Genomic DNA, 16,203 nt, shown 5'->3' with positions numbered 1-16,203 from the left:
TGGCCCCCCCCCCGACCGGCCTCTTTCCGTGCTGTTCCGTCGAGGGGCCGTGATCAGGCGGGCCGACGACGAGGGCCGAAAACCACCCCGCGCCGACGCCCGGGGCTGAAAACCATCGGGCCGCCCGGATAAACCCCTGCCCTCGCAAGATCATCGTATTGAGTTAATGCCGAGGGTTTCTCTGGGCCAGTTGGGTGCGGGGGCCGTTACTGTTCCCTGAGATCTGGACGGATTCCAGACGATTCCAGGATATTTACCCACCTTTATCCGCTTTCCCGGTGCCGCGCACGCACTTCGGCCACCGCCCGCCCTCACGAAGGAGCGCTCGCCCCATGACTGTTGACACCAGCCCGGAAGCACCGCTGGGATCGCCTCGGCAGTCCAGCCTGAGCACGGCGGCTGCCCGCAACCTCGCCACCACGACCAAGTCCGCCCCGCAGATGCAGGGGATCACCTCGCGCTGGCTGCTGCGGACGCTCCCCTGGGTGGAGACCAAGGGTGGCACCTACCGGGTGAACCGCCGGCTCAGCTACACCGTCGGCGACGGGCGCGTCGAGTTCGTTCAGGACGGTGCCAGCGTCCGGGTGATCCCCCGCGAACTCGGCGAACTGGCCCTGCTCCAGGGCTTCGAGGATGTGGAGGTGCTGACCACCATCGCCGGCCGGTGCGTCCAGCGCGACTTCCGCGCCGGCGAAACACTGGTCGAGCGCGGTACGCCCGCCGAGCAGATCCATCTGATCGCCCACGGCCGCGTCAGTCAGACCTCTGTCGGCAAGTACGGTGACGAGGTCGCCGTCGCCGTACTCGCCGACGGCGACCAGTTCGGTGAGAACGCGCTGCTGGACGAGGACGCCCGGTGGGACTACACCGCCACCGCCGAGACCGCCGGCACCCTGCTGACCCTGTCCCGCGCGGACTTCGCCGCCGTGCTGTCCGCGGCGCCGGGTCTCCAGGCCCATGTCCGGCGGTTCAGCTCACTGCCCCGCCAGCGGCAGAATCGTCACGGCGAGGCCGAGATCGCCATGTCGGCCGGCCACACCGGCGAGGCCGAGCTGCCCGGCGCCTTCGTCGACTACGAACTGAACCCGCGCGAATACGAGCTCTCCGTCGCGCAGACCATTCTGCGGGTCCACACGAGGGTCGCCGACCTCTACAACGGGCCGATGAACCAGACCGAGGAGCAGCTGAGGCTCACCATCGAGGCGTTGCGCGAGCGCCAGGAGCACGAGCTGATCAACAACCGGGAGTTCGGCCTGCTCCACAACGCGGACTTCAAGCAGCGCATTCAGACCCACTCCGGCCCGCCCACCCCGGACGACCTCGACGAACTGCTCTGCCGGCGCCGAGGCTCCAAGTTCTTCCTCGCCCACCCCAAGGCGATCGCGGCGATCGGGCGTGAGTTCAACCGCCGCGGCCTCTACCCGACGCACGTCGACCTCGGCGGGCAGCAGGTCCCGGCCTGGCGCGGGGTCCCGATCCTCCCGTGCAGCAAGATCCCCATCACCAAGGAGAAGACCAGCTCGATCCTCGTCATGCGCACCGGCGAGGACAACCAAGGCGTCATCGGTCTGCGCCAGACCGGTCTGCCGGAGGAATACGAACCGGGCCTGTCGGTGCGCTTCATGGGTATCGACGAGAAGTCGATCATCTCGTACCTCGTCTCCACCTATTACTCGGCCGCCATCCTCGTGCCCGACGCGCTGGGCGTGTTGGAGAACGTGGAGATCGCCAGGAGGCACGACTAAGCGGCGTCCGGCATACCGCGCCTGGTTCGCGGTGTCCGACGCGCGATCGCGGACGCCGCGGTGACATCAGCCGCTGCCGCGGTGGGCGCGAGCCCCGCCCCCTCCGGGCGGACGGGCCTTCGGACGTGCGCGTCCGGGGCCCGGCGAAAGACACCACCCGGCGGCAACGACGGCCAGGACCCTCCGGGCCGGCCGAACACGCCCGGGATCCGGGACACCCACCCCACCCACCAAGGAACCACGGATGCCCGACCCTGAGTTCTTTCCTCCGCAATCGAGCCTGCCCGGGGCCGCCGCCCACTTCGGGGCGTACGTCCTCGCCGACGCGGCCGCCCGCGCCCGCGACATCGAGGCCGCCGCCGCCGTACCGTCCCCGGTGTCCTCCTCGCCCGCCCCACCCTCCGTGGACGTCCCACCCTCCGCGGACGTCCCCGCCGCCGACGTGCGGACACCGACCGCCGCCCTGGAACGGATCCTGCGTGGTCCGAGCGGGCTGGGTACGGCGAGCCTGCACCTGACCCGGCGCGAGGAGCCGCCGACGCCGACGCCGACGCCCGAGGCTGCGCCGACGCCGACACCGGCGTCGGCACCACCTGAAGGCATCCCGGTCCCGGGCCTCTACCACCACCCGGTACCGGAGCCCGACCCCGTGCGGGTGGAGGAGGTCAGCCAAAGGATCAAGACCTGGGCGTTGGACGAGGTCGACTTGTACCCCGACGACTGGGAGGACCAGTTCGACGGCTTCTCCGTGGGGCGCTACATGGTCGCCTGCCACCCGGACGCCCCCACCGTCGACCACCTCATGCTCGCCACCCGCCTGATGGTCGCCGAGAACGCGGTGGACGACTGCTACTGCGAGGACCACGGAGGCTCGCCCATCGGCCTCGGCGGGCGCCTTCTGCTGGCGCACACCGCCCTCGACCCCCTGCACACGACGCGGGAGTACCAGCCGGGGTGGGAGGAGTCGCTCCGCTCGGACGCGCCTCGACGTGCCTACCACTCCGCCATGGAGTACTTCGTTCAGATGGCCAGTTCCTCGCAGGCCGACCGGTTCCGGCACGACATGGCCCGGCTGCACATGGGGTATCTCGCCGAGGCCGCCTGGGCGCAGGAGGACCATGTCCCGGAGGTGTGGGAGTACCTGGCGATGCGCCAGTTCAACAACTTCCGTCCCTGCCCCACCATCACCGACGCCGTCGGTGGCTACGAACTGCCGGCGGACCTGCACGCACAGCCCGCCATGCAGCGGGTCATCGCGCTCGCCGGGAACGCCACCACCATCGTGAACGACCTGTACTCGTACACCAAGGAACTCGCCTCCCCCGGCCGGCATCTGAACCTGCCGGTGGTGCTCGCCGAACGCGAAAACCTCTCCGACCGCGAGGCCTACCTCAAGGCGGTCGAGGTCCACAACGACCTCATGCGTGACTTCGAGGCCGAGGCCGCGGCCCTGTCCGCCGCCTGCCCCGTCCCGGCCGTGCAGCGCTTCGTGCGCGGCGTGGCCGCGTGGGTCGACGGCAACCACTACTGGCACCAGACCAATACCTACCGCTACAGCCTGCCCGACTTCTGGTAAGAAGAATGGATTCATCTGTGACCAACACCGAGCTCACCACCGTCGCCGCCGGCACCAGCAACGGCACCAGCACCAGCAACGGCGCCTCCGTGTTCATCCCCTCCCCGGCGACGCCCTACCAGGGGGACATCGCCCGCTACTGGGACCACGAGGCGCGGCCGGTGAATCTGCGTCTCGGCGATGTCGACGGCCTTTACCACCACCACTACGGCATCGGCGATGTCGACCACGCCGCCCTGGGCGACACCGAGGACAGCGCGTACGAGAAGAAGCTGATCGCCGAGCTCCACCGCCTGGAGTCGGCACAGGCCGAACTCCTCCTGGACCACCTCGGCACCATCGGGCGCGACGACACCCTCGTGGACGCCGGGTGCGGCCGCGGCGGTTCGATGGTCATGGCCCACCAGCGCTTCGGGTGCAAGGTCCAGGGCGTCACACTGTCGGCCAAACAGGCCGACTTCGCCAACCGGCGGGCCCGCGAACTCGGCATCGACGACCACGTCCGGGCCCGAGTCTGCAACATGCTCGGTACGCCCTTCGAGACCGGTCAGGCCGCGGCCTCGTGGAACAACGAGTCCAGCATGTATGTCGACCTGCACGACCTCTTCGCCGAGCACTCCCGCGTCCTCGCGGTCGGTGGCCGCTATGTGACCATCACCGGCTGCTGGAACCCGCGTTACGGCCAGCCCTCGAAGTGGGTCTCCCAGATCAACGCGCACTTCGAGTGCAACATCCACTCCCGACGGGAGTATCTGCGAGCCATGGCCGACAACCGGCTCGTACCGCAGGCCGTTGTCGACCTCACTCCCGCGACCCTGCCCTACTGGGAGCTGCGGGCGACGTCCTCACTGGTCACGGGCATTGAGGAAGCCTTCATCAACTCCTACAAGGACGGCTCCTTCCAGTACCTCCTGATCGCGGCCGACCGCGTCTAGGCCGACGGTGGGAGACCCGTCAAATGGCCTCTGGCCAGGGGCGATTGTCAGTGCGGCGCGGTAAAATGGGGGTAGTTCGTGAGGGAACAACCACCGCGCCGGGAGGTCGCCGATGGCCGTTGCCACCATGCCGACGAAACCCTTCGAGAGTCAGCCAACCCTCAAGCGCAAGCCACTGCCCGCGGGCCGGCCCCGTGAGTGGTACGAGACCCATAACCGCCGGCTCAAGGCCATGCGCCTCGCCATCGCCCTGCTCGACTCGGGCGTGTACCACCCGGCGAGCGCGAACAACGGCAGGATACGGAGGACGGCGGCCCGGATCGGCATCCACCCGCCGTCGGACACCACCTGCCGCATGGTGCGAGCCCTGATCGGTTAACGCCTTTCCGACGCGCCGGGCTCGGGTTCGGGTTCGGGTTCGGCGTTGTGCCCCGCTCGGCCTTCCTCCGGCCTCCGGCCTAGGAAGAGGAGTCGAGCGGGGCACCGTCGTGCCGTTCGGTGCGCGAGGTCGTCCCGCTTACTTCGGGTCGCGGTTGAACAGCGAGGTGGACCAGCGGTAGCCGAGGGCGATCAGGCCGACGCACCAGGCGATCGCGATCCAGCCGTTGCTGCCGATCTCGGTGCCCAGCAGCAGTCCGCGCAGGGTCTCGATGGCCGGGGTGAACGGCTGGTACTCGGCGACCGGCTGGAACCAGCCGGGCATCGTGTCGGCCGGGATGAAGGCGCTGGAGATGAGCGGCAGGAGGATCAGCGGCATTGCCATATTGCCGGCCGCCTCCGGGTTCGGGCCGGCCAGCCCCATTCCGATCGCGATCCAGGTGAGCGCCAGGGCGAACAGCGTGATCAGTCCGAACGCCGCGATCCACTCCAGGACGTTGGCGTCGGTGGACCGGAAGCCGATGGCCACACCGACGGCGCCGACGAGGACGACGCTGATGATCGACTGGAGCACACTGCCGACGACGTGCCCGATGAGCAGAGAGCCGCGGTGGATCGCCATCGTGCGGAAGCGGGCGATGAGTCCCTCGGTCATGTCCATGGAGATATAGATCGCGGCCCCGATCACGGTGCTGCCGATGGTCATCAGCAGCAGACCCGGGACGATATAGGCGATGTACTCGGAGCGGTCCGCGCCACCGCCGCCGATGCCCGCGCTCATCACGTCGCCGAAGATATAGACGAAGAGCAGCAGCATCATGATCGGCGTGAGCAGCAGGTTCAGGGTCGCGGACGGGTAGCGCCACGCGTGCAGCAGATTGCGGCGCAGCATGGTGGACGAGTCGCGGACGGCGAGGGAGAGGGCGCTCATCGGACGTTCTCCTTGGGCTGGTTGTTCTGGTTGTTCTGGCTGGGGACGTTGGCGCCGCCGGTCAGGGCGAAGAAGACGTCGTCGAGGTCGGGGGTGTGCACGGTCAGCTCGTCCGCCTCGATACCGGCCGAGTCCAGCCAGTCGAGTAGAGAGCGCAGCTCGCGCTGGCTCCCGTCGCTGGGAATCCGCAAGGACAGCGCTTCGTCGTCCCGGGTGACCTCGCGCAGCGCGACGGCGGCGGACCGGTACGCGGCCGGGTCGGCGAACCGCAGCCGGACGTGTCCGCCGGGGACGAGCCGCTTGAGCTCGTCGGCGCTTCCTTCGGCGGCGATCCTGCCGTCGCTCAGTACGGCGATGTGGTCGGCGAGTTCGTCGGCCTCGTCCAGGTACTGGGTGGTGAGGAAGACGGTGACGCCGTCCGTGACGAGTTGGCGGATGATGCCCCACGTGTTGTGGCGGGCGCGCGGGTCGAGGCCGGTGGTGGGTTCGTCGAGGAAGATGATCTGCGGATTGCCGACCAGCGTCATGGCGAGGTCGAGTCGGCGTTTCATGCCGCCGGAGTAGGTGGAGGCGGGCTTCTTCGCGGCGTCGGTGAGGTCGAAGCGTTCGAGGAGTTCGGCGGCGACCCGCCGTCCCTCGTGCTTGGACAGGTGGTGCAGGTCCGCCATGAGGAGCATGTTCTCCTCGCCGGTGATCAGCCCGTCGACGGCGGAGAACTGCCCGGTGACGCCGATCGCGGCACGCACTCCGTCCGGTGACGTGGCGATGTCGTGGCCCGCGACCTGGGCCTGCCCGCTGTCGGCCGTGATGAGGGTGGAGAGGATCTTGACGGCGGTGGTCTTGCCGGCGCCGTTCGGCCCGAGCAGCGCGAACACCGACCCGGCCGGGATGCGCAGATCGATGCCGTCGAGGACGGTCTTGTCGCCGTACGACTTGCGCAGACCGACGGCGGAGACGGCGGCAGGCGGCGCGTGACGGTCACCCTGCCTGGATGTGGGCATGACAGATGAACCCATGGGGGTCTCCCGTTTCGAAGGTCGAAGTGGTCGCAGGGGTTGCAGGGGTCGCGGGGCGATGCCCTCCGGGATGCCCTTGGGTGCCCCCGTCACCTACTCGGTGTCGCTGACTACTGGTATACGGTAGTGCTGACTACCGGTACTTGGCAACACTGAATAGCGGCGAGCTGGAGCGGCACTCCTCTCTGGGCGACGCGTCAGCGCGTGGAGGACGCCGGGTCCCCGCCGCCGAAGCGTGCTGTTGCCGGACGCCGCGAAGATCTCGGCGTCATCCCTGCCGCGCCCCCGCCAGCCGCCCCCGTGCGGCGGCCTGGATCCGGGAGGGTCCGAGCCCCCATTGGAGGGTGCGTCCGACGGCCGTCGCCAGGGGCCGGTCCCAGCCGGTACGTACGGGGGCCGGGCGGTGGATGCCGAGTTCGGTCCGGGCCCAGTCGGGGAGGAGTCCGACCGAGGCGTTGGTGAGCAGGCCTACGACCAGCCGCTCCCGTCGTGTGCGTCCGAAGCGGCGGAGGAACAGCACCGAGTCCAACGCGGCCGGAGTGGCGTGGAGTTGGGGGCGGAGGCGGGTCAGATAGCGCTCGGCTTCGACGGAGGTGCGCGGTACGTTCCGCGCGCCCAACGCCTCGGCCATGGGGGCGGCTTGGCGGTAGTAGGCGTCGCACTCGGCGGGGGTCAGCCGGAGCGGCCCGGGTGCGTAGACCTGGTGGCCGGCGAGAAAGCTGTGTACCTCGGCGGTGTGCACCCAGGTGAGCAGGTCGGGATCGTCCGCGCGGTACGGCCGGCCGTCGGGCGCGGTGCCGTGTACCCGGGTGTGGATCCGCCGGACGAGGTCGATCACCTCGCGGGCGGCGGCCGAGGAGCCGAAGGTCGTCGTGGTGATGAACCGTACGGTTCCGTTCAGCCGCCCGACCGGATCGGCCCGGAAGTCGGAGTGCTGGTCGACCCCCGCCATGGCCAGCGGATGCAGCGACTGGAGCATGAGCGCGGCGAACCCTCCGGTGAGCATCCCGGTGGCATGCCCGTGCACCCGCCACACCGGGTCCCCCGGCGCGATCCCGAACAGTCCGGGATCACCGGGCGGCCCCGCGTACCGCTCCAGCTTGAGATCCCCGCCGTGCATGGTCGCCGTGAGTTCCGCCGCGATCCGTTCCCGCAGTCCCACCAGCACCTCGGCACCTCCAGGGTCCGTGTCCCTCAGCCGAGGGTACCGACCCGCCCGGCGAGCACGGCCATGAGGATGAGCAGCCCGCACAGGGGGTTGGTGGCGAACGCCCGTCCGCAGGCTCCGACGTCCGCGGGGTCGGCCCGCCACACCTGCCATCCCAACTGCCCCGCGACCACACACAGTCCCGGCCAGTACAGCGGCCCGAGCCCGGCCACGACCCCGAACCAGGCGAGCAGCACCACACAGCCCGCGTAGACGCCGCCCACCAGCACCCGGCTACGGCGCCCCAGCAGCACGGCGGCCGACCGCACCCCGGCCCGCACATCGGCCTCCCGGTCCTGGCAGGCGTAGATCACGTCCGTCCCCACGGCCCAGCAGATCAGCGCCCCGTACAGCACCCAGCCCCCGAGTCCGAGCCCTCCGGTGAGCAGGACGTACACCAGCGGAAGCGTCCAGTTGATGGTGATCCCCAGCCACACATGCGGCCAGTGGGTGATCCGCTTCATGTACGGATACACCGCCGCGAGGGGCGCCCCGGCCGCCGCCCACACCACGGCCTCCACACTCCAGAACCCCATCACCAGCGGAGCGACGGCCCCGACGGCGACACACAGCACCAGTGCCCGCCCGGCCGTCAGCCGCCCGGAGGCGACGGGCCGCCCCGCCGTACGCGGCACCTGCGCGTCGAACCGCGCGTCCAGTACATCGTTGAGCCCGCTGGCCGCCCCTCTCGACAGCACCCCGTACACCAGGAGCAGCAGCCCGAGCATGACCCCCTCCCGGGGCCCGGCTATCGCCCCCAGGGCTATCCATCCGGGGACCACCAGCAGCCAGGCCCCCACCGGCCGGTCCAGCCGCAGCAACTCCAGATACGGCCGGGCCCGGGCGGGGGCCCGGCCCACTAACCAGGCGGCGCGGCTCGGGGCCGGGGCTTGGGCCGGGGCTAGGGTCATCGGTCCAACCTAGCTCCCGGATCGAAGTTACGCGGGCGCGATCGCGTGCAGTCGCCCCTGCCGGAGCGCGAACCGCGGCAGGGAGACCCCGAACACCTCCGAGATGGCGTCAAGGCTCTCGTACTCGTCATCGGGATCCAGAGCCCAACTGCCTTCCGAGGCGCCGCCGTCCGAGTCGCCGTCCGAGCCGGGGCGCGCGTTCGCGTCCGCGTCGTGCGAGTCCTCGTCGTCGTACGAGTCCTCGTCCCAGTCGGTACCCGCGTCCGGGAAGAGATGCCCAGGGTCGAGCACGTCGAGGATCACTCCCCACTGCTCGGTCTCTCCGTCGCGCACGGTGAATCCGTACACGCGCTCCCCGTCCTCGGCGTAGGAGAAGTGGAAGGTGCCGGGGTGCGCCGGGGACCTGCCACCGCGCTCGCACCACACCGTCACCGACTTCGTGCCCCGCGAGACCGCCTCACTCGGCGGCTCCGTACCGATCCGCCCGCTCTCGAACGCGAAACTCCATTTCTCCGGGTGCGTTCCCCAGAAGCCGCACGATCCGATGCGTATGGCCTGCCCCGCCTCCGACTCGTCGCACGGCGCCAACAGCGGCCCCTGGCCGATCCGGTCGGCAAGCTCCTGCGGGGAGACGTCGTGGACGAGGACGAAGCGGTAGGCGTCCGGCACCGGTGGCCGGGTGTCCTCGGCGAGCCAGCCGAGCCCGTCCAGCCTCGCCCGGGGCACGTTCACACCGCCACCGTCGTCCACCGCGCTCCGGCCGTCGGCCCGGGGAGTCTCCAGGAGGAACCGCCCGCGCTCCGGGGTGATCACCGGCCCGAGGAGGGGGTCGGCGAGCAGCCCCACCGGAGCCATGTGCTCCTCGCCGTACGGCTCCCAGTCGGCCACGGCCGCCGCCAGCGTGCGCCACGCGCCGTCCGTATCGCCCCACCGTGCCTGTTCACGCGCCGAGGCGACCGCTTCGCCGAAGGGCCCGGGAGCCTCGTACCGGAACGTACGCTCACCGATCTCCCGCAGCAGGGCAAGCGCCTGCTTCCGGTCGTCCCCGTCATGAGCACGACCGTCGGGGGGCCGGAGGAACTCCGCTTCCTCACGGCCCGCCCCAAGGTGCTCCAGCGCGGCCAGCGGTACAAGCTCGCGCGCGTACAACGGATCGTCCATCCCCCCGTCGCCGTACCCGCTGCCCCAACTGCCCCCGAGGCCGTCGCCGCCGTCGCCGCCCGCGCGCCCTCCGCCGCTCAGCATCCCCTCCATCTGGACACGCAGCCAATGGGCGCGCGGCCGGCCGCACTCGTCCGCCTCTATGAGCAGTTCGAGCGCGCCATCGATGTCCGCACCTTCCAGACAGGCCAACCGCGCCTCTTCGACATCGGCGTCGAGTTCGCGCGTCGTCTCGTTCACGAACCTCGGGTCGTCCCCATGGGCGCGGTGGAACTCCCGGAACAGGGCCTGCATGAGATCCATGAACGACCCGTGGCGCTCCGGCCGTTCGCCGCCCGCCCCGCCCCGGTGGAGATAGGCGGCCCACTCTCCGTTGGCATCCGGATCGCCCGGGTCGAGCAGGACCTCGACCGTGTCGGGGGCGGCGGTCAGCCGCAGCGCCCTGCCCCACATACCGGCCCTCAGCACCTCCTCCTCGGAGGCGTACTCGTCCAACGCGCCCTCATCGACCGCCTGAAGGCCATCGGGATCCCCGTACCAGTGGACGCCCTCCGCCGCGCCCACCCGGCTGACGGCCGTCCCCGCGGGCCGCCACCCGTCGGTGGTCGCCAGAAACGACCGGTAGGTGGGCGGCAGCGTCACCCCCAACCGCGCCTCCAGCTCCGTGATCCGGTCCTCGCCGGCGGCCGGGAACCCCAGCCACCGGTCCCGGAGGACGGTCTCGTCCACGTCTCCGCGCCCCCGCGCGCCGGGCGAGTCGAGCCAGTCCGCACTCCACCGCTCAAGGAAGGGGCGCCAGTTGTAGGTCTTCATGCGGTCATGGTGCCAGCGCCCACTGACAACGGACACCCGGCTCCACCGGGACACCGGGCGCACCCTCCCGCACGCGCTCCCATAGACCCTCCCTCTTTGCGGAATCAGCAAGAAGGTTTGTCGAAGGGGGAAGTGTGGGCGGACCATCTCCGGTGAGCGGAGGTAAGAGTACGCATGAGTGATCAAACAAGACAGAGCAAGACTTTCAGCACCATTGCTCCTCGGGCCCGGGAGCGCCGCCATGACGTCGTGGTCGTGGGCGGGGGAGCCGCCGGGCTGAGCGGGGCGCTGGCCCTGGCACGGGCACGGCGGTCGGTCCTGGTGATCGACGGGGGCCGGCCGCGCAACGCCCCGGCGTCCCACGTCCACAACTTCCTGACGCGTGACGGCACACCCCCCTCGGAGCTGCTGGCCGCGGGCCGTGAGGAGGTGACCGGTTACGGCGGCGAGATCATGACGGGCGACGCCGTGGCGGCCGAGCGCCTGGACACCGGCGGTTTCCGTGTCACCCTCGCGGACGGGACCACGGCTCTGGCGCGGCGGCTGCTGGTGACCACCGGCCTGGTCGACGAACTGCCGCCGGTGCCCGGCGTGGCCGAGCGGTGGGGACGCGAGGTGCTCCACTGCCCGTACTGCCATGGCTGGGAGGTACGCGACCAGCCGATCGGCGTCCTCGCCACCGGGCCGCTCGCCACACACCAGGCACTGATGTGGCGGCAATGGAGCAGCGAGGTGACGCTGTTCCTGGGCACCGCGCCCGAGCCGGGCGAGGAGGAGTACGAGCAGCTCGCCGCCCGCGACATCGCCGTGGTGGACGGCGAGGTGACCGGTCTGGAGGTGACGGACGACCGGCTCACCGGCGTCACCCTGGCGGGCGGACGGACGATCCCGGTCCGCGCCCTGGTGGTCGCGCCGCGCTTCACCGCCCGCGCGGACCTGCTCACGACTCTGGGCCTGGCACCCGTCGAGCTGGCGAGGGACGGCGAGGTGATCGGTACGTACATCGCCTCCGACCCGGTCGGCGCGACGGCCGTGCCGGGGGTATGGGCGGCCGGCAATGTCACCGATCTGATGGAGCAGGTCCTCGGAGCCGCCGCCGCGGGCCTGCGCGCCGCCGGTGCGATCAACGCCGACCTGATCGCCGAGGACACGCGCCTGGCCGTCGCCGCCCGCCGCGATCCCTTCTCCCCGAGGCGGGAGCGGGAGGCCGCGGAGCACCGTGTGCGCGGCGGTTCCGGGCACGGGCTCTGACCTCCGTACGGAGAAGACGATCATCGACCGGATCGCCCGCGAGCGCTCCCATACACAGGTGAAAGAGGAGAACACACCAATGACGCGCGAAAGCATCCCGGACATCCCGGACGTCTCGGACGAGACGTTCTGGGACACCCGCTACGGCGAGAACGACCGTGTCTGGAGCGGAAACCCCAACACCGTACTGGTGCGGGAAGTCACCGCCCTGGAACCGGGCAGCGCCCTGGACCTCGGCTGCGGCGAGGGAGCCGACGCGATCTGGCTCGCCCGGCGCGGTTGGCGAGTCACCGCCACCGACATCTCCCAGGTCGCCCTGGACCGCGGGGCCCGGCACGCGGCGGAGGCCGGGGTAGGCGACCGTATCGACTGGCGGCGGCACGACCTCGCCACCTCCTTCCCCGCCGGAACCTTCGACCTCGTCTCCGCCCACTTCCTCTACTTCCGCGGCGACACGTCCCGGGAAGAGGTGCTACGGGCCGCGGCCTCGGCCACCGCCCCCGGCGGCGTGCTCCTGATCGCCGGACACGCGGGATACCCCTCCTGGGAGCAGAACCCCGACCCCACCGTGCACTTCCCCAAGCCGGACGAGGTCCTGGACTCCCTCCAACTCCCGGACGGCCAGTGGGAGGTACTGCTGAGCGAAGAACACGAACGAACCCAGCTGGCCCCGGACGGCCGCCCGACCACCCGTACGGACAACGCGGTCAAGGTCCGCCGCGTCGGCGCCGACCACTGAGAACCCGGGCCGGGGGACGGGGGACCGGCGGGCCGGGACACGAACGCCCCGGCCCGCCGCCCCCGGCCCGCCACCCGCCGCCCGCTGCCCGGCGCCACCGAGCGGGCAGGACCCTGACCCGCGTGTGAGAATTGAGTACAGGATCGCGGTGAGGCCCGCCTGTCGCCGCACGGGGGAGCGGGCGCAGGACCGGAGTCCCGTCCCGCTGGTCCGATCGGCACGCTGGGAGGCTCTCCGTGAGCGAAGATCTCCGTTCGTGGCCGACGCTGGTCCATGAGGACCTGGCGCCCATGGTCGACTACGTGAACCGAGTGGTACAGGTCGCGGGCAAGTACACCCTCGACGAGCCCTTCGAGGCCGGCTGGGGAAACATCGTCCTCGATGTCACCCCTCGTGGGCTCAGTACGCCAACCTTTCGGCAGGGAGGCGTGACCTTCGCGGTGCACTACAGCTTGCTCGACGGTGGCGTGGTCATCGAGGCGGACAACGGCTCGCGGACGGTGCCGTTGTCCAAGGGATCGGTCGCCATGTTCTACGCGGCTTTCTGCGACGCGGCGGACGAGCTCGGCATACACCGACCGCGCAGCTCGTTGATCTGTGAGATTCCGGATGCCCCGCCGCGCTTCGAGGACGATCACACCGAACGCACCTGGGACGGCCACGCGGCCCGGCTGATCTGGACAGCGCTGAACCTTGCCGCTGACGGGCTTGAGGCGTGGCAGGCGCCCTTCCTGGGGCACCGCCCCCGGGTGGGTGTGATGTGGGGCGGCTTCGACCTGTCCGCCACGCGTTTCCGGGCGCAGCCCACCGTGCCGCCGCCCCACCGGCCGCCGTTCATGCAGAACGCCCAGCTCGACGCGTATGTGTCGGTGGGGTTCTCCTTCGGGGACGCCAAGGCGCCGAACGTCGGCATGTACGCGTATATCTGGCCCCAGCCGGACGGTCTTGAGGGCCGGTCCTGGGGTGTCGAGGGCGCCGCCTGGCATCCCGACGCCGGTCTGGTGCTTCTGCCGTGGGCCACGCTCAGGGAGACAGCGGACCCGCACCAGGCCATTGTGGCGTTCGGTGACGCCGTCTACGACGCCGCCGTCGAGACGGCGGGCTGGCCGTCCGACCTCGTCGGACCCCGCGTCGAGGGCTGGTACATGAGCAGGACACCGCCCGCGCTCGTCCAGCACCAGCGCGGCTGACGCGGGGTGGGATCGTCCGCAGTCCTGGAGGCAGCCGACGAAGTCCGCGCCAGGCGGCGCGCCTGGTGAGCGGCGGCGGGCCCAGCCTGGCCGCCGCCGCTCACCCCGGCTCGGGGACCTGCCCCCTGCCGGTCAGGTGGGGATGGGTTTGGTCCTGGTGCAGTTCTTCCATTCGACCCAGGGGCGGGCGCCGCCGCTCTGTGGGCCTTTGGCGTAGGTGGGGTCGCCGGTGATGGTCTGGTTTTTCTCTTCGTGGGTGATGTCGATGCCGAAGAGTTTGAATCCGAGGGTGAGTTGTCCGGCGGAGATGCCGAAGCCGATGCCGAGTGAGGCGTTCCACCAGTCGGTGTTGGCGTTGTAGTCGAGGCGGGTGAGTTTTCCCTTGTCGTGGAGGAGGCGTTCGATGGGGCCGGCGTCGTCGTCGAGTGCTTCGGCGGCGTCGGAGGGGGTGGGCAGTGGGTTGCTTGCGGGGGTGTCGCCGCGTCCGCGCAGCCAGTCCTCGACGGTGGTGCTGTCGGTGTCGTTGTCGAGGGTGACCTCGGCGGATTCGGTGTGGATCTGGGAGTTGATGGTTCCGCCGCCGCCGCCGACGTCGATGGTCACGGGGCCGGCGTTGGCTCCCGCGCCGGTCTGGATGCCGGGGCCGTCGCCGGTTTCCTGGCTGGTGGTGATGGTCAGTTTCTGCGGGTGGTGTGGTTTGCCGTCTTTTTCTTCCTGGTCGTAGGCGGCGGCGTCGTAGGTGACGGCGACCTGCTGCATTCTGCTGCCTTTGGCCTGGCCGACCGCGCCGGCTGTGCCGCTGACGCTGAAGGTGTAGACGAAGGTGATCTTGCCGGCGTCGGGGCCGGTTTTGGCGCGCATGACGACGACGTCCTCGGTCATCGAGCCGGACAGTCCCTCGGCGGAGATGCTGCCGAGGTCCTTGGGGCCGTCGGCGCCCTTGCCGTCCTTGCCGCCCTTGGTGTCCTTCCCGCTCTTGCCGTTGCCCTTGAAGGACTTCCCGAAGCTCACTCCGCCGGACGCCTCGACCGAGGTCTTGGTGATGTCGACGTCCGGCGCCAGTTCCGGATCGAGGTCGGGTTTTTTGGAGGCCGCGTCCTGGGCGCAAGCGCCCATCGCCGCCCCGGGGTTGTAGCCGCTCTGGTATTTACAGCCGTCGTTGGCTTTGAGGTACGCGGCGAACTTCTGCGCGTCCTCCAGGTTGGCCGCCAGGTCCGCCTGGGGATCGCCGGTCTTGTTCCCGTTGAAGAGCCACTGCCCGCCGCTGCCGCTGCCCGACATATAGCTGCCGCTCAGCGAGGCGCTGCCACCCCAGTCCTTCAGGCCCGGAATCCCCGCGGAGATGCTCGCCGTGACCCCGCCCCCGGTCTCATTCACCCGCTCCAGGGTGACACTTCCGTCGGACCACTGCTGGAGCTTGACCGTCTCCGAGGAACTGATCTTGATGAAGGCCACCTGGATGACGACGGTGGCCTTGGTCTGGTTCTGGGACAGCAGACACTTCGCGGGCTCGAAGGGGTCGCCGTTGGGTACGAAGGGATCGTCGGGATCGCCCCCGTCCCCGCCGTCGCCTCCGCCGTCGTCGCCCGCGTAGTCACCCGAGGAACACGCCTCGGCGCCGCTGAGCGGGTGGAGTATTCGGCACACCGCGCTCTTCAGTCCGGTCGCCGTGTCGGCGGGGACGCTCAGACCGACGATCGCCGCGACGACCAGCGAGACGACACCGACCATCGCGGCGTACTCGGCACCGCCCTGGCCTCTGTCCCCGAGCCCACCGAGCCCACCAAGCCACGGGCCACTCCGCGCCTTAGCATGCCCATGCCATATCTGGAACCTGTCGGAGCCCTTCATCTGTTCTCCTCGCCGGCGTCACCACCCGTTCCCCCAAGCGACAGCAGCCTAAGGACGAGCCCGGGCCCAACCGCAGGGCCCACGGACCCAGTTGAGGGCCCAGCCGCCGACGGGCCCCGGCCGACCCGGGTCGCCCGGCACGCCCCGATCACGAAGGGAGCCGGAGCCTCAGCTGTTGGCCACCGCGCGGTCGAGGAGGGGGATCAGACGGTCCCAGTGGCGCCGCAGTCCTGCGGGGTCGAATCGCTTTCGGCGTGGCCGAAGTGGACCTCGGCGGTGATCTCGGCGAGAACACCGGGCCCGTCCGCGCCCACGGAAGCGTGGAACGCGGCGAGGGCGGCCACCCGGCCGGGATGGGCCGCGGCGGTACGCAGCGCCAGGAGGCCGCCTATGCAGTAGCCGGTCACCCCGACCGGCCCAGATGCGACCTCGGGCTGGGCGGTGAGGAACCTGAGATAGCAGGCAGCAGCGGCCACCGCAGCTCGCCACCATTCCGCCG

General features: G+C 70.3%; 13 protein-coding genes and 1 pseudogene. 7 read left to right on the top strand and 7 right to left on the bottom strand.

All coding sequences use genetic code 11. From position 1 onward, the window contains the following. Positions 1-332 precede the first annotated feature (332 nt). From M1203_RS18890 to M1203_RS18875, 4 genes are all read left to right on the top strand, one after another. Positions 333-1,745: a family 2B encapsulin nanocompartment shell protein gene (locus M1203_RS18890; RefSeq protein WP_249950905.1), complete on the top strand. Its 1,413-nt coding sequence runs from the start codon at positions 333-335 to the stop codon at positions 1,743-1,745. Between the two features lie 244 nt (positions 1,746-1,989). Then, positions 1,990-3,321: a family 2 encapsulin nanocompartment cargo protein terpene cyclase gene (locus M1203_RS18885; RefSeq protein ID WP_249950904.1), complete on the top strand. Its 1,332-nt coding sequence runs from the start codon at positions 1,990-1,992 to the stop codon at positions 3,319-3,321. Between the two features lie 17 nt (positions 3,322-3,338). Then, a complete protein-coding gene (locus tag M1203_RS18880) occupies positions 3,339-4,256 on the top strand; it encodes a geranyl diphosphate 2-C-methyltransferase (RefSeq protein ID WP_374403354.1) in 918 nt (305 codons plus the stop codon). Positions 4,257-4,368: 112 nt separating this feature from the next. After that, the gene (locus M1203_RS18875; protein ID WP_249950902.1) at positions 4,369-4,635 is read left to right on the top strand and encodes a hypothetical protein; all 267 of its coding nucleotides are present in this window, start codon (positions 4,369-4,371) and stop codon (positions 4,633-4,635) included. A 138-nt stretch (positions 4,636-4,773) separates the two neighbouring features. On the opposite strand, the gene M1203_RS18870 is transcribed toward M1203_RS18875, so the two are convergent. The 5 genes from M1203_RS18870 to M1203_RS18850 all read right to left on the bottom strand — a co-directional run bounded on the left by M1203_RS18870 (position 4,774) and on the right by M1203_RS18850 (position 10,673). Then, positions 4,774-5,565: an ABC transporter permease gene (locus M1203_RS18870; protein ID WP_249950901.1), complete on the bottom strand. Its 792-nt coding sequence runs from the start codon at positions 5,563-5,565 to the stop codon at positions 4,774-4,776. Beyond that, positions 5,562-6,566 (bottom strand): ATP-binding cassette domain-containing protein, encoded by a 1,005-nt coding sequence (locus M1203_RS18865; protein WP_249950900.1) that lies wholly within the window; start codon positions 6,564-6,566, stop codon positions 5,562-5,564. The genes M1203_RS18870 and M1203_RS18865 overlap by 4 nt, the downstream gene beginning before the upstream one ends. A 283-nt stretch (positions 6,567-6,849) precedes the next feature. After that, positions 6,850-7,749: an oxygenase MpaB family protein gene (locus M1203_RS18860; protein WP_249950899.1), complete on the bottom strand. Its 900-nt coding sequence runs from the start codon at positions 7,747-7,749 to the stop codon at positions 6,850-6,852. 26 nt (positions 7,750-7,775) lie between these two features. Further along, the gene (locus M1203_RS18855) at positions 7,776-8,648 is read right to left on the bottom strand and encodes a 4-hydroxybenzoate octaprenyltransferase (protein WP_249950898.1); all 873 of its coding nucleotides are present in this window, start codon (positions 8,646-8,648) and stop codon (positions 7,776-7,778) included. Positions 8,649-8,726: 78 nt separating this feature from the next. Further along, positions 8,727-10,673 (bottom strand): SMI1/KNR4 family protein, encoded by a 1,947-nt coding sequence (locus M1203_RS18850; protein WP_249950897.1) that lies wholly within the window; start codon positions 10,671-10,673, stop codon positions 8,727-8,729. A 174-nt stretch (positions 10,674-10,847) separates the two neighbouring features. Here M1203_RS18850 and M1203_RS18845 point away from each other — a divergent pair, with 174 nt between their 5' ends. The 3 genes from M1203_RS18845 to M1203_RS18835 all read left to right on the top strand — a co-directional run bounded on the left by M1203_RS18845 (position 10,848) and on the right by M1203_RS18835 (position 13,853). Further along, the gene (locus M1203_RS18845; protein WP_249950896.1) at positions 10,848-11,924 is read left to right on the top strand and encodes an NAD(P)/FAD-dependent oxidoreductase; all 1,077 of its coding nucleotides are present in this window, start codon (positions 10,848-10,850) and stop codon (positions 11,922-11,924) included. A 79-nt stretch (positions 11,925-12,003) separates the two neighbouring features. Then, the gene (locus M1203_RS18840; protein WP_249950895.1) at positions 12,004-12,663 is read left to right on the top strand and encodes a cyclopropane-fatty-acyl-phospholipid synthase family protein; all 660 of its coding nucleotides are present in this window, start codon (positions 12,004-12,006) and stop codon (positions 12,661-12,663) included. 236 nt (positions 12,664-12,899) lie between these two features. Next, the gene (locus M1203_RS18835; RefSeq protein WP_249950894.1) at positions 12,900-13,853 is read left to right on the top strand and encodes a DUF5996 family protein; all 954 of its coding nucleotides are present in this window, start codon (positions 12,900-12,902) and stop codon (positions 13,851-13,853) included. A gap of 132 nt (positions 13,854-13,985) precedes the next feature. Here the strand turns inward: M1203_RS18835 and M1203_RS18830 are convergent, their stop codons facing one another. Both M1203_RS18830 and M1203_RS18825 read right to left on the bottom strand, forming a co-directional pair. Next, positions 13,986-15,584 carry a hypothetical protein gene (locus M1203_RS18830; RefSeq protein ID WP_249950893.1) on the bottom strand — a complete coding sequence of 533 codons (1,599 nt, stop codon included), beginning with the start codon at positions 15,582-15,584 and terminating at the stop codon, positions 13,986-13,988. Between the two features lie 288 nt (positions 15,585-15,872). Further along, a pseudogene (locus M1203_RS18825) lies at positions 15,873-16,171 on the bottom strand (dienelactone hydrolase family protein); the annotation flags it as partial. Between the last annotated feature and the right edge of the window lie 32 nt (positions 16,172-16,203).

It is taken from the genome of Streptomyces sp. 35G-GA-8 (genome assembly GCF_023534745.1).
In the GTDB taxonomy this organism is placed as follows: domain Bacteria; phylum Actinomycetota; class Actinomycetes; order Streptomycetales; family Streptomycetaceae; genus Streptomyces.
Note: the sequence above shows the minus strand (reverse complement) of the source record. Positions and strands in the feature narration are given on the sequence as shown.